This window comes from Microbacterium sp. K35, from assembly GCF_004794375.1.
Classification (GTDB): domain Bacteria; phylum Actinomycetota; class Actinomycetes; order Actinomycetales; family Microbacteriaceae; genus Microbacterium; species Microbacterium sufflavum.
Genome location: NZ_SSDM01000157.1, coordinates 1 through 12029, shown reverse-complemented (window position 1 = coordinate 12029; position 12029 = coordinate 1). Strand labels below are relative to the sequence as shown.

At 71.3% G+C, this 12029-nt stretch carries 13 protein-coding genes; 4 read left to right on the top strand and 9 right to left on the bottom strand.

Annotation, left to right across the window (positions count from 1 at the left end; genetic code table 11):
• Positions 1 to 100 precede the first annotated feature (100 nt).
• From DW299_RS05305 to dnaK, 4 genes are read right to left on the bottom strand one after another with little or no spacing between them, the layout of a single operon-like run.
• On the bottom strand, positions 101 to 514 hold the full coding sequence (locus tag DW299_RS05305) for a heat shock protein transcriptional repressor HspR (protein WP_136028704.1): 414 nt from the start codon (positions 512 to 514) through the stop codon (positions 101 to 103).
• A gap of 34 nt (positions 515 to 548) precedes the next feature.
• Entirely contained in the window at positions 549 to 1532 is a 984-nt protein-coding gene (locus DW299_RS05300) for a DnaJ C-terminal domain-containing protein (protein WP_136028705.1), read from the bottom strand.
• Between the two features lie 7 nt (positions 1533 to 1539).
• Positions 1540 to 2196 carry a nucleotide exchange factor GrpE gene (locus tag DW299_RS05295; RefSeq protein ID WP_136028706.1) on the bottom strand — a complete coding sequence of 219 codons (657 nt, stop codon included), beginning with the start codon at positions 2194 to 2196 and terminating at the stop codon, positions 1540 to 1542.
• 2 nt (positions 2197 to 2198) lie between these two features.
• On the bottom strand, positions 2199 to 4064 hold the full coding sequence (gene dnaK / locus DW299_RS05290) for a molecular chaperone DnaK (RefSeq protein ID WP_136035958.1): 1866 nt from the start codon (positions 4062 to 4064) through the stop codon (positions 2199 to 2201).
• A gap of 179 nt (positions 4065 to 4243) precedes the next feature.
• On the opposite strand from dnaK, the gene DW299_RS05285 reads away from it, so the two are divergent.
• Positions 4244 to 4900: an HAD family hydrolase gene (locus tag DW299_RS05285; RefSeq protein WP_240745323.1), complete on the top strand. Its 657-nt coding sequence runs from the start codon at positions 4244 to 4246 to the stop codon at positions 4898 to 4900.
• 14 nt (positions 4901 to 4914) lie between these two features.
• A complete protein-coding gene (locus DW299_RS05280; RefSeq protein WP_168387175.1) occupies positions 4915 to 5427 on the top strand; it encodes an RNA polymerase sigma factor in 513 nt (170 codons plus the stop codon).
• A 95-nt stretch (positions 5428 to 5522) separates the two neighbouring features.
• On the opposite strand, the gene DW299_RS05275 is transcribed toward DW299_RS05280, so the two are convergent.
• Positions 5523 to 5903 (bottom strand): YybH family protein, encoded by a 381-nt coding sequence (locus DW299_RS05275; RefSeq protein WP_136028710.1) that lies wholly within the window; start codon positions 5901 to 5903, stop codon positions 5523 to 5525.
• 115 nt (positions 5904 to 6018) lie between these two features.
• Entirely contained in the window at positions 6019 to 6480 is a 462-nt protein-coding gene (locus DW299_RS05270; RefSeq protein WP_136035956.1) for a DUF3817 domain-containing protein, read from the bottom strand.
• Between the two features lie 106 nt (positions 6481 to 6586).
• On the opposite strand from DW299_RS05270, the gene DW299_RS05265 reads away from it, so the two are divergent.
• The gene (locus tag DW299_RS05265) at positions 6587 to 7504 is read left to right on the top strand and encodes a helix-turn-helix domain-containing protein (protein WP_136035955.1); all 918 of its coding nucleotides are present in this window, start codon (positions 6587 to 6589) and stop codon (positions 7502 to 7504) included.
• A 182-nt stretch (positions 7505 to 7686) separates the two neighbouring features.
• On the opposite strand, the gene DW299_RS05260 is transcribed toward DW299_RS05265, so the two are convergent.
• Complete coding sequence (locus DW299_RS05260; protein WP_136035954.1) at positions 7687 to 8883, bottom strand: MFS transporter; 1197 nt, start codon at positions 8881 to 8883, stop codon at positions 7687 to 7689.
• Between the two features lie 251 nt (positions 8884 to 9134).
• Between DW299_RS05260 and DW299_RS05255 the strand changes: the two genes are divergently transcribed.
• Complete coding sequence (locus DW299_RS05255; protein WP_136035953.1) at positions 9135 to 10007, top strand: serine protein kinase RIO; 873 nt, start codon at positions 9135 to 9137, stop codon at positions 10005 to 10007.
• 9 nt (positions 10008 to 10016) lie between these two features.
• Here the strand turns inward: DW299_RS05255 and speB are convergent, their stop codons facing one another.
• Complete coding sequence (speB, locus tag DW299_RS05250; RefSeq protein ID WP_136035952.1) at positions 10017 to 10964, bottom strand: agmatinase; 948 nt, start codon at positions 10962 to 10964, stop codon at positions 10017 to 10019.
• Between the two features lie 33 nt (positions 10965 to 10997).
• The coding region (locus DW299_RS05245; RefSeq protein WP_240745322.1) for a thiamine pyrophosphate-binding protein at positions 10998 to 12029 on the bottom strand (1032 nt) is incomplete at its 5' end.

Below are 12029 nucleotides of genomic sequence, written 5' to 3'. Positions count from 1 at the left end.
CCGTCGTGGCAGGACACCCGCGCGCGGCGCGGACCAGGGGGTTCCCTGCCCCCACGCTAGGAAGAGCGGCTTTCCATCCCCTGAACGTGTCGGGCGCAGGTCACGCCGAGCCGCGCGGGTGCCACAGCACCAGCTCGGTCGAGCGACGCAGTCGTCGTCCGCCGGGCATCGGGACCACGCCGGACGAGCCGGCCGCGAACACCCGCACGCCCGGGCGGTTCTCCCGCTCGGCGCGCAGCGCGGCCTCGAGCGCGACGACGCGCCCGCGCAGCATCCGGTTCTCGTCCTCCAGGTCGAGGAGCTTGGCGATCGCGGGCAGGCTCATCCCCTCGGAGGAGAGCTGCGCGACCTCCCGCAGCTGCTCGATGTTCCGCGACGAATACCGCCGGGAGCCGCCCGGCGTGCGGCCGGGCACCACGAGCCCGATGCGGTCGTACTGGCGGAGGGTCTGCGGGTGCAGGCCCGACAGCTCGGCGGCCGCGGCGATCGCGAAGACGGGGGTGTCGGCGTCCATCACGCACTCCACCCCCGTCCCTCGGCGTTCGCACTCATCGGCGGGCCTTCGCCATCAACTCCGCCCGCGGGTTCTCCTGCGGCTCCAGCTGCTGGAACTTCTCCAGCGCCTCGCGCGCGGCGTCGTCGAGGTGCGTCGGCACCGCGACCTGGAGCTCGGCGAGCAGGTCGCCCGTGCCCTTGGAGGTCGCGACACCGCGGCCCTTGACGCGCAGCACGCGCCCGGACGGAGTGCCAGGGGCGACGCGCAGCTTGACCACGTCACCGCCGAGCGTCGGCACCTCGATGGTGGCACCGAGCGTGGCCTCGGTGAACGTGACCGGCACGACCACGCGGAGGTTGAGGCCGTCGCGCGTGAACACGGGGTGCGGTCGCACCGTGATCTGCACCACGATGTCACCGCTCTCCCCGCCGTCCGGCGACGGACGACCCCGGCCGCGCAGCCGGATCTTCTGCCCGTCGGCGACGCCCGCGGGGATCTTCACCTTGAACGGCTTGCCGTCCTCGCCCTGCAGCGTGATGGTCTCACCCTGCACGGCGGTGGTGAAGTCGAGCGTGGTGCGGGCGGTCACGTCGGCGCCGCGCTGCGGTCCGCCGAAGCCGCGGAACCCGCCGCTCGGCTGACCGAACCGGCCGCCGCCGAAGCCGCTGCCCTGCCCCTGGTTGAACATCGCGAAGATGTCCTCGAAGTCGGCGCTCTGGCCTCGCCCCTGCTGTCCGAACCGGCTGAAGACGTCTTCGAACCCGCCCGCCCCGGAGCCGCTGGCCGTGAAGCGGGCGCCCGAGCCCATGGCGCGGATCTCGTCGTACTCCTTGCGCTGCTCGGGGTCGGAGAGCACCGAGTAGGCCTCGCTGATCTCCTTGAACTTGGCCTCGGCCTTCGCATCGCCCTGATTGGAGTCGGGGTGATACTTGCGCGCGAGCTTGCGGTACGTCTTCTTGAGGTCAGCGTCGCTGACGTCCTTCGTGACCCCGAGGGTCTTGTAGAAGTCCTTGTCGAACCAATCCTGGCTGGCCATCGATCACCTACTCCGCAGGGACGGCGACGACGACCTTCGCGGGACGCAGCTCGACGTCGCCCAGGCGGTACCCCACCTCGACGACCTCGAGCACCGTGGCCTTCTCGACGCCGGGGGTCGGCTGCTGGAAGATGGCCTCGTGGCGCTGCGGGTCGAATTCCTCGCCCTTGTCGCCGTAGGCCACGACTCCGAGACGCTCCACCACGGCGCGCACCTTGTCGGCGATCACGGCGAAGGGGGTGCCCTCCACCAGGTCGCCGTGCTGTTCGGCGCGGCCCAGGTCGTCGAGCACGGGGATGAGGCCCTTGGCGGCCTCGCCCTTGGCGCGCTCGATCTCGATCTGGCGCTGTTCCTCGGTGCGGCGGCGGTAGTTGGCGTACTCGGCCTGCAGGCGCTTGAGGTCGTTCAGCAGCGTCGACTCGAGGTCGGCGAGCACGGCGTCTTCCGCCGCGGCCTCGCCGGTCTGCGTCGCGCCCAGGATGTCGTCCACCGTCAGGTCGTCGGGGGCGCCGTCGACCGGCGTCTCGTCCGACCCTTCGGCGGCCTGCGCCTCGCGGGAGTCCGGGTTCTGCGGCGCGGGGCCGGACGCCTGAGCGTCCGACCCCTCGCTGCGACCTTCGGCGGACTCAGGATTCTGGTTCTCGTCGAAGTTCTTGTCGGTCATGGTTACTTCTTCTCGTCCTCGTCGTCGACGACCTCGGCGTCGATGACGTCTTCCTCGGAGGAGGGGGCGTCACCGGCCGGGGCCTCGCCGTCAGCCGAAGCGCCGGCGGCGGCATCCGCCTGCGAGGAGGCGTAGATCGCCTCGCCGAGCTTGGACTGCGACTGGTTGAGCTTCTCGAACGCGGTCTTCACGGCCTCGTCGTCGTCGCCGGCCAGGGCCGTCTTGAGGGCATCGACATCGCCCTTGACCTCGGTCTTGACGTCGGCGGGGAGCTTGTCCTCGTTCTCGGAGATCAGCTTCTCGATGGAGTACGCCAGGGTCTCGGCCTGGTTGCGGGTCTCGGCGGCCTCACGGCGTGCCTTGTCCTCGGCGGCGTGCTCCTCGGCCTCGCGCACCATGCGCTCGATGTCTTCCTTCGACAGCGACGAGCCGCCGGAGATGACGATCGACTTCTCGGTGCCGGTGCCCTTGTCCTTCGCGGACACGTGCACGATGCCGTTGGCGTCGATGTCGAACGTGACCTCGATCTGCGGGATGCCGCGGGGCGCCGGGGCGATGCCGGTCAGCTCGAACGTGCCGAGCGGCTTGTTGTCGCGCGTGAAGTCGCGCTCGCCCTGGAAGACCTGGATCGCGACGGACGGCTGGTTGTCGTCGGCCGTGGTGAAGGTCTCGCTGCGCTTGGTCGGGATGGCCGTGTTGCGCTCGATGAGCTTGGTCATCATGCCGCCCTTGGTCTCGATGCCGAGGGAGAGCGGGGTCACGTCGATGAGCAGGACGTCCTTGCGCTCGCCCTTCAGCACACCGGCCTGCAGAGCCGCACCGACGGCCACGACCTCGTCGGGGTTCACGCCCTTGTTGGCCTCCTTGCCGGTCTCGCGCTTGACGAGCTCGGCGACGGCGGGCATGCGGGTCGATCCACCCACGAGCACGATGTGGTCGATGTCGGACACCTTGATGCCGGCCTCGCGGATCACGTCCTCGAACGGCTTCTTGGTGCGGTCGAGCAGGTCCTTCGTGAGGTCCTCGAACTTCGCGCGGGTGATGGTCTCGCTCAGCGACACCGGGCCGGACTCGGTCAGCGACAGGTACGGCAGGTTGATGCTGGTCGAGGTGGAGCTGGAGAGCTCCTTCTTGGCCTGCTCCGCGGCCTCCTTGAGGCGCTGCAGCGCGATCTTGTCGCCCGAGACGTCGACGCCCGTGGTCTCCTTGAACTGCTTGATCAGGTAGTCGACGAGGCGCTGGTCCCAGTCGTCTCCACCGAGGCGGTTGTCACCGGCGGTGGCGCGCACCTGGATCGTGGAGAAGTCGTCGTCCTTGCCCACCTCGAGGAGGGAGACGTCGAACGTTCCGCCACCGAGGTCGAAGACGAGGATGAGCTCGTCTTCCTTGCCCTTGTCGAGGCCGTAGGCGAGGGCCGCCGCGGTCGGCTCGTTGATGATGCGGAGCACGTTGAGGCCCGCGATCTCACCGGCCTCCTTGGTGGCCTGGCGCTCGGCGTCGTTGAAGTACGCGGGGACGGTGATGACCGCGTCGGTCACGGTGTCGCCCAGGTACGACTCGGCGTCGCGCTTGAGCTTCTGGAGGATGCGCGCGGAGATCTCCTGCGGCGTCCACTTCTTGCCGTCGACCTCGAAGGTCCAGTCCGTGCCCATGTGGCGCTTGACCGAGGCGATGGTCCGGTCGACGTTGGTGACGGCCTGGCGCTTCGCGGTCTCGCCGACGAGCACCTCCCCGTCCTTGGTGAAGGCCACGACCGAGGGGGTCGTGCGGAAGCCTTCGGCATTGGCGATGACCTTGGGCTCGCCGCCCTCGAGGACGCTGACGACGGAGTTGGTGGTTCCGAGGTCGATACCGACAGCACGTGCCATGTGTTCTCTCCTTTGTTGGGAAGTCTGTTGTGGTTCGGAAAACCTGCGGCGATCAGGGAAACCTGAGTCGCGATGGCTCAAGTGTACTCCGGCCGCACGACCGTGTCAAACAAACTTGATATGGCTCGGCTCAACTTTGTATCGCCGGGGTCGACGGAGTGTCCGTGCAGGATGGACGGATGATCCGTGCCGTGCTCTTCGACCTCGACGGCGTCATCCGCCACTTCGACCACGACCCCGGGTTGGAGGCTCGGTACGCCCTCCCGGACGGCACGATCGCCCGCACCGCCTTCGCCGCACCGCTGATCGATTCGGTGACCACGGGTCGCCTCACCCGGGAGGAGTGGATCACCCGGGTCGGCGAGATGATCGGCTCCGCGCCCGCAGCACGGGAGTGGGGTCGCACGCCGTTCGCCGCGGACCTCGACATGCTCGCACTCGTGGACGGGCTGCGGTCCCGTGGCGTGACCTGCGCCATCCTCACGAACGGCACCGACACCATCACCGCAGAACTCCGCGACAGCGGCATCGGGAAGCACTTCGACCGGGTGTTCAACTCCGCGGAGATCGGGCACGCCAAGCCCGACATCCGGGCGTTCCGACACGTGGCGGCGGTCCTCTCCGTCCCGCCGGAGGAGATCCTCTTCATCGACGACTCGCCGAGCAAGCTCCGTGGTGCGTGCGCAGGACCTCGGCATGAGCACGCACGCCTTCACCAGCGTCGCCGCCGTCCGCACTGCGCTCACCGATGCCGGCCTCCCCGTGTCCCGCGCGTAGCCTCACCCCGTCAGCATCCGCGGGATTACGGCGAGCACGCGACACGTTGTCCCCAGTGACCGGAAGGACAACCATGCGCGCACCCGCGGTCGACGCCGCCGAGGCCAGGGCCGGGCTCACCGCCCTGTTGGCCTCCGACCCCGGTCGACTCCGGCGTCGGAGCATCTCACTGGGCGCCCCGGTGGGCGACGCCGACGACGTGGCGCAGGACATCGCCTCGCGCGCGTGGCAGTCGGTCCCCGGCGTGCGTTCGGCCGCACCGGGATCGCTCTGCGCGTGGCTCGACGCCGTGGCCCGCAGCGTGGTGATCGACAGCGCCCGCCGCTGCCACCGCACCCCGCTGCACGACGACATCGACACGGTCGCGATCGAAGCGCCGCAGCGCGTGGAGGACGAGGTCGCCGCGAAGGAGCAGCTGTGCGAGGTGCGAGCGGCCATCGCCCGCCTCCCCCGCAGCCTGCGCGAACCGCTGCTGCTGCGCGTGGAGCACGAGCTGAGCGCCGCCGAGATCGCGGAACGCCTCGGCATCACGGTGCTTGCGGTACGCCAGCGCCTCACGCGTGCCCGGCACCTGCTCTCAGCCTGACTCGGGCGACCCGCTCGGCCGACCCTCCCCTCTCCGAGAGACGGGAGGGGGATCGCCGGTGCGGGGCGCCGCACTGGCGCCCCGCACGCAGCCGGTCAGACGGTGCCGAACGGGTTGTCGATCGCGATGCGCCAGCCGTGGGTCTCGTCGTACACCGCGACATCGGCCGTGGCGCCCGCGAGCGACACCGGAGAGCCGTCGGGAGCGGTGCCGTCGAGCGTCCAGTCGGCCACGACGAGCCCGACCGTGCCGTTCACGAACACGTTCCGGACGGTCATGGTGATCGGACCGCCGAGGCCGACGAACTGCTCCAGGCCCGCGCGCACCTCCGCCGGCTCGGACACCGGCTGACCCGGAGCGGGCACGAGCACCACACCGGGAGCGTTGAGCGCGAGCAGTCCCTCGATGTCGCCGGCGTTGAACCGCTCCATGAAGGCGATGTGCAGCCGGTCGAGCGACGTGACGGGTTCGGTCATGATGGTTTCCTCTCTGTGCGACGCCCGAGGCGCCGGGAACCGGGGTGGCTCCGCAGAGAAGGACGCTCCCCGCCGGGAAACGTGACATCGGATCCGGAACCAGTCCGGATCCGGCTCACTTGCCCCCGGGCGGGCCGACCAGCAGCAGGATCACGTAGAGCGCGACGATGCCCACGACCAGCAGCACCGCGAGCACCCACGGGCGGCGGAGGAACCAGCGCATCAGCCGGTCGTACCAGCGGCGGTCGCGGGGGTCGTCGGTGGGGTCGAGCCGCCAGTCGCCGCGCAGCCGACCGGAGCGGTGCAGCCAGATCTCCATCGGGATGGTGGCGTAGGGGATCACGGCGCTCGCCACCGCCAGTACGCCGACGCCCGGGTGCCAGCGCTGGTTGAGCGCCACCAGCACGGCCGTGGCGGCATAGGCGAGGAACACGAAGCCGTGGATGCCGCCGCCGACCGTGACCACGACCCCGGGGGCGCCGACCGCCCTGGCGATGATCGCGGCGATCAGGATCGTCCAGGTGATCGCCTCCGCGATCGCCAGGACACGGTACAGACGGCCAGGGGTGCGGAACACGGGACTCCTCGGGTGGGGTACCCCTCCAGAGTATCCGCGCCGTCCTCGGGCGCCGAATCGCGGCTCCCACCGGAATACCGGACGAGGGAGGGGCGTTGCCGAAGGCATGGTGACAGTGGACCCGGACGCGCTCTCGCACGTGCTCGACGCCGTGGAGCTGCGGGTCGGCGTGGCGCGGCGCATCCCGCTCGCCGCCGGAGGGCTGCTCCCGATCCCGGCCGGGCCCACGACGCTCGTCTACCTCGCATCCGGCAGCGTGCAGGGGCATCCGCCCCTCGGCGACGGCTGCCGCCTCGGCGTCGACCCCGACTCCCGCCGCCTCACCCTCGAGACCCGCGAGCGCCGCGACCACCTGGTCGCCGGTGACGCGTTCCTCACCCTCGGCCGCACCGCGTTCGTGCTGGAAGCCGACCGAGACACCACGCTCATGGTGGTCGACCTCGAGTTCGCCGACGCGACCTCACCGCTGCCCGCCCTCCTGCCGCCGTTCCTCACCGTCACCGGATTCGACGCGCTCGAGCCCGCGGCCGCCGCGCTCGCCGAGAACATGGGCCTCGTCGACCCCGCGGCCTCCCCCGCACGGCAGGGCGACCCCGTGATCTGCCGCATGATGGCGAAGACCGTGCTGATGTCGGTCATCCGCGCCTGGGCCGCCAACGGCTGCGCACCCGCGGGCTGGCCCTCGCTGTCGAACGACCCGTTCCTCGACCGCGTGGTCGACGCCATCCACCAGGAGCCAGGACGCGACTGGACGGTCGAGCGCCTCGCGGCCATCGGAGCCATGTCGCGCTCCACCTTCGCCGAGCGGTTCCGCGTCGCGGTCGGCCGCTCCCCCGCCGACTACGTCACGGAGGTGCGTATCGACGCGGCCAAGCGCCTGCTCGACGCCGGGCGCTCCGTGTCGGACGTGTCGCGCGAACTCGGCTACGCGTCCGACGAGGGCTTCAGCCGCGCGTTCCGCCGCCGCACGGGTATGACCCCGTCGTCCTGGCGTTCCGCCGCCCGCACTCCCGCCCTGGTCTGAGCGCCGACCCCGCCGCCGACGTCCCGGTGACCGATCGCGTCTCAGCCCGATCTCGATGGCGGGCCGCCCACGACTCCGCAGATCCGCGGCGATGCGACTGCTCGGGCGACGGGCAGGCGACACATCGCCGGGAAACTGCGGAGTTGTGAACCGCGCGGGAGGCGGCGCCGCCCTGTGCCCCGTCAGCCCCGCGTGCTGAGCCGGTTCGACAGGCCGAACAGCACCGCACCCGCGAGCAGCGACACCGCGCCGATCACGTAGGCGAGCTCCACGCTCAGCGTGTCGACGAGCAGCCCGCCCAGACCCGCGGCGAGGGTGATCGCCCCCTGGAACCCGACGACCACGAGGCTGCCGCCCGCCTCCAGGCGATCCGGCATGCGGTGCCCGACCCACGTGTTGATCACGATCAGCCACGACGAGAAGACGAAGCCCCAGACGAGCACGACCACGCCGACGCCGATGATCGACCCGGAGAAGAGGATCATCGAGATGACCGCGGCGGCGATCACGAGCGGCGCGAACACGGCGAAGAACGCGAACGACCGGTCGATCACCAGCCCGATCGAGATGTTGCCGAGGAGACCGCCGACACCGAACAGCGCCAGCAGCACCACGATGGTCGAGGCGCCGACGTCGGGGATGCGCTCGAGCGCCAGCCGCACGTAGGTGTAGGCGAGGAAGTGCCCGAGCACCACGAGGACGTGCCCGACCATGCCCAGCCCGATACCGGGGCGGCGGACCGTGTCGACGAGCAGCCGCAGGCTCGACGCCCGCTCGGCCGGCACCGACGGCAGCGCCCAGCGCAGTGCGACCGCGAGCACCACCATCAGCACGCCGGCGAGCGCGAACACCATCCGCCAGTCGACGACCTCGCTGAGCATCACGCCGATCGGCACCCCGGCGACCGTGGCCAGCGACACCCCGGCCGAGGTGAACATGACCCCGCGGCCCAGGTGCTCCGGCCCCGCGAGCCGTGCGGCGACCGTGATCGACATGGTCCAGTAGGCGCTGATCGCCGCGCCCAGGAGGAACCGGGCGGCGAGCACGAGCAGCAGGTTCGGCGCGATCGCGACCACGAGGTTCGACACGGCCGCGGCGAGCGCCATCCACACCAGCAGCGACCGGCGGTCGAGGCGCGGGAAGATCAGCCCGATCGTGGGCGCGACGACGAGTCCCACCAGCGCCGTGACCGTGACCGTCTGCCCCGCCTGACCCGGGGTGACCCCGAGGCCCTCGGCCATCTCGGTGAGGACGCCGTTGGGGAGGAACTCGGCGGTCACGAGCAGGAAGCCCATGATCATGAGCGCGATGAGTCCGCCGTAGCGGATGCGGTCGGCCCGGGTGGGCGCCGCGGTGGGGACGGGGGCAGTCGTGGTCATGCTTCCACCCTTCCGGCGCCCGTGCGTCCGCGCCCGACCGGTCGTCCGCCGCGTCCGACCGATCGTCCGACCCTGGACACGCGCCCGCGCACCCCCGTAGGCTCGTCGTCGCACCGGGAGTCGCCCGGGAAGCCCGAGCAGAAGGAGGCGATGAGATGAACACCGTCGTCGTCGCGCCCTTCGCCGACCACCTTCCCCTCGAGGCCGCCCGCTCCTGATCGCCGTGCGGCCTCCCTTCCCGGAGCCACACCGTGACCGATCCCTCCGCTTCCCCGGAAGCCGCGTCCTTCGACGCCTCCCCCTTCGATTCCCTCGAGACCTCCCTGTCCTTCGCCGACATCGAACCCGGTGACGGGCAGCGCTGGACCACCTGGCCGTCCGCCACCCCGACCGAACGCGGCCCCGAGCCGCGGCCCGCGTGGGTCGTGACCTCGGCGGGCGCGCTCGACACCGAGCTCGGCATCCTCAAGACGGGCAAGGAGGCCGACGTGTTCCTGCTCGAACGCGCCGTTCCCGACGACCCCGCGCAGCGCACCCTGCTGGCGGCGAAGCGCTACCGCGGCGAGGAGAACCGAAGCTTCCACCGCTCCGCCGTGTACACGGAGGGCCGCAGCACCCGGAACACCCGCGACACCAGGGCCCTGGCCCGCAAGTCGGAGCACGGGCGCGCGGTGGCTGCGGCGCAGTGGTCGTTCGCGGAGTTCGAGGCGCTGTGCCGCCTGTGGCAGCTCGGCGCCCCGGTGCCCTACCCCGTGCAGGTGAGCGGGACCGAGGTGCTGATGGAGTTCCTCGGCGATGACGACGGCACCGCAGCCCCGCGCCTCGCGCAGGTGCGCGCCGACCGCGACACCCTGCAGGAGCACTACGCGCAGGTGGTCGACCTCATGCGATTGTTCGCCGCGGCGGGTTTCGCGCACGGCGACCTGTCCGCGTACAACCTGCTCGTGCACCAGGGGCGGGTGCGGGTGATCGACCTGCCGCAGATCGTGGACGTGATCGCGAACCCGCAGGGGCTCGACCTGCTGCACCGCGACTGCGTGAACGTGTGCGACTGGTTCGCGCGGCGCCGCGTGGAGTGCGACGCCGAGGAGCTGTTCGCCGACCTGCTCGCGGCGCTGTACTGACCCGTCGCGTCAGGAGGCCAGGCGGGCGGCCAGCAGCGTCACGAGCTCGTACACCACGTGGCTCGCGGCGATCCCGGTCATCTGCGCGTGGTCGTAGGCGGGCGACACCTCCACGACGTCGGCGCCCACGATGTCGCGGTCGCGCAGCGCGCGGAGGATGCGCAGCAGCTCACGGCTCGTGAGTCCTCCCGCCTCGGGGGTCCCGGTGCCGGGGGCGTGCGCGGGGTCGAGCACGTCGATGTCGATCGACACGTACAGCGGCTTGTCGCCGATGCGCGTGCGGATCCGGTCGATCGCGGCTTCGACGCCGTGCTCCTCGATGTACTCGCTCGACACGATCGAGAACCCCAGGCGCTCGTCGTCCTCCAGGTCCTGCTTGGAGTAGAGGGGTCCGCGCGTGCCCACGTGGCAGCTGGCGGTGAGGTCGATCAGCCCCTCCTCGCTCGCGCGGCGGAAGGGCGTGCCGTGCGTGATGGGCGCGCCGAAGTAGGTGTCCCACGTGTCGAGGTGCGCGTCGAAGTGCAGCACCGCGACCGGCCCGTGCTTCGCGGCCACGGCGCGCAGCAGCGGCAGGGCCACGGTGTGGTCGCCGCCGATCGTCACGATGCGCTGCACCTGCTCGCCGAGCGCCGTCGCCGCGCGCTCGACCTCGGTCACGGCCTCGGTGAGGTCGAAGGGGTTCACGGGGATGTCGCCCGCGTCGACGACCTGCGCGAGCTGGAAGGGCGACACGTCCTGCGCCGGGTTGTACGGGCGCAGCAGACGCGACGACTCCCGCACGTGCGACGGACCGAACCGCGTGCCGGGGCGGTAGCTCACACCGGAGTCGAACGGGATGCCCACCACGGCGATGTCGGCGCGCGGCACGTCTTCGATGCGGGGCAGGCGGGCGAAGGTGGCGATGCCGGAGTACCGCGGGTTCACGGAGGCGTCGACGGGGCCGATGGTGTCGGTCATTTCTCGTTCCTGTTCGTTCGGGGTGTCGAGGGCTCAGAGGGCGTGCTGCGGCAGGTGCACGAGCTGCACGCCGCCCGCGGCGATGGCGGCGCGGATGCTCGGGGCGATGTCGTCGCGTCTCTCGACGCGACGCCCGGTCGCGCCGAACGCGGTGGCGAGCGCGGCCCAGTCGGGCTGCACCAGATCCACGCCGATCGGGGCCATACCGCGGTCGACCTCGTTCTGGCGGATCTCGGCGTAGCCGCCGTTGTCGACGCACACGACCGTGAGGTCGAGGCGCTGCTCGACCGCGGTGACGAGCTCGTTCACGCAGAACATGAGCGCGCCGTCGCCGATCACCGTGACCACGGGGCGCTCGGTCTGCGCCACGGCGGCGCCGATCGCGGCGGGCAGCCCGTAGCCGAGCGTGGCATAGGTGGGCGTGTAGAGCAGGGAGTGCGGATGCTCCTGTCGCAGCACGCTGCCCAGCGCCATGTACACGATCTGCGACGAGTCGCCCGCCACGATCGCGTCGTCGGGCAGTGCCGCGGCGATCACCTCCGCGAGCGCCACCGTCTCGGGGGCCGTGGCGCGGGACTCGTCCTCGATCGCGGCCCGTTCGGCCGACAGGTCGCGCGGTGTCGGGGCCGTGTCGGGCAGCAGCGGCAGCAGGGCATCGGTCACCGCGGCCGCGTCGCCCGTGATCCCGACGGTCGCGGTGAGGTTCTTGTCACGCTGCGCCGGGGAGATGTCGATGCGGATCACGGCTCCGCGGGCCTCGAGGCGCGGGGCCCACAGCTCCGCCTCCCCGAGCTTCGAGCCGACCACGAGCAGCACGTCCGCGGCCTCGGCGACGGCTCGCGCGGCGGCGAGGCGCAGGTTCGAGCCGAGCGACAGCGGGTGGCCCTCGTCGAGCACGCCCTTGCCGTTCAGGGTGGTGAGCACGGGGGCGCCCAGGCGCTCGGCGATCGCGGTCACCTGATGCACCGCGTCTACGGCTCCCCCGCCGGCGACGATCACCGGGGTGCGCGCGGCCGACAGCAGTCGCCCGGCCTCGGCGAGCGCGACCGGGTCACCGGCCACGCG

Bases quoted from the DNA above. Each gene is read 5' to 3' on its own strand.
- DW299_RS05305 (WP_136028704.1), bottom strand. From the start codon at position 514: ATGGACGCCGACACCCCCGTCTTCGCGATCGCCGCGGCCGCCGAGCTG.
- DW299_RS05300 (WP_136028705.1), bottom strand. From the start codon at position 1,532: ATGGCCAGCCAGGATTGGTTCGACAAGGACTTCTACAAGACCCTCGGG.
- DW299_RS05295 (WP_136028706.1), bottom strand. From the start codon at position 2,196: ATGACCGACAAGAACTTCGACGAGAACCAGAATCCTGAGTCCGCCGAA.
- dnaK (WP_136035958.1), bottom strand. From the start codon at position 4,064: ATGGCACGTGCTGTCGGTATCGACCTCGGAACCACCAACTCCGTCGTC.
- DW299_RS05285 (WP_240745323.1), top strand. From the start codon at position 4,244: ATGATCCGTGCCGTGCTCTTCGACCTCGACGGCGTCATCCGCCACTTC.
- DW299_RS05280 (WP_168387175.1), top strand. From the start codon at position 4,915: ATGCGCGCACCCGCGGTCGACGCCGCCGAGGCCAGGGCCGGGCTCACC.
- DW299_RS05275 (WP_136028710.1), bottom strand. From the start codon at position 5,903: ATGACCGAACCCGTCACGTCGCTCGACCGGCTGCACATCGCCTTCATG.
- DW299_RS05265 (WP_136035955.1), top strand. From the start codon at position 6,587: ATGGTGACAGTGGACCCGGACGCGCTCTCGCACGTGCTCGACGCCGTG.
- DW299_RS05260 (WP_136035954.1), bottom strand. From the start codon at position 8,883: ATGACCACGACTGCCCCCGTCCCCACCGCGGCGCCCACCCGGGCCGAC.
- speB (WP_136035952.1), bottom strand. From the start codon at position 10,964: ATGACCGACACCATCGGCCCCGTCGACGCCTCCGTGAACCCGCGGTAC.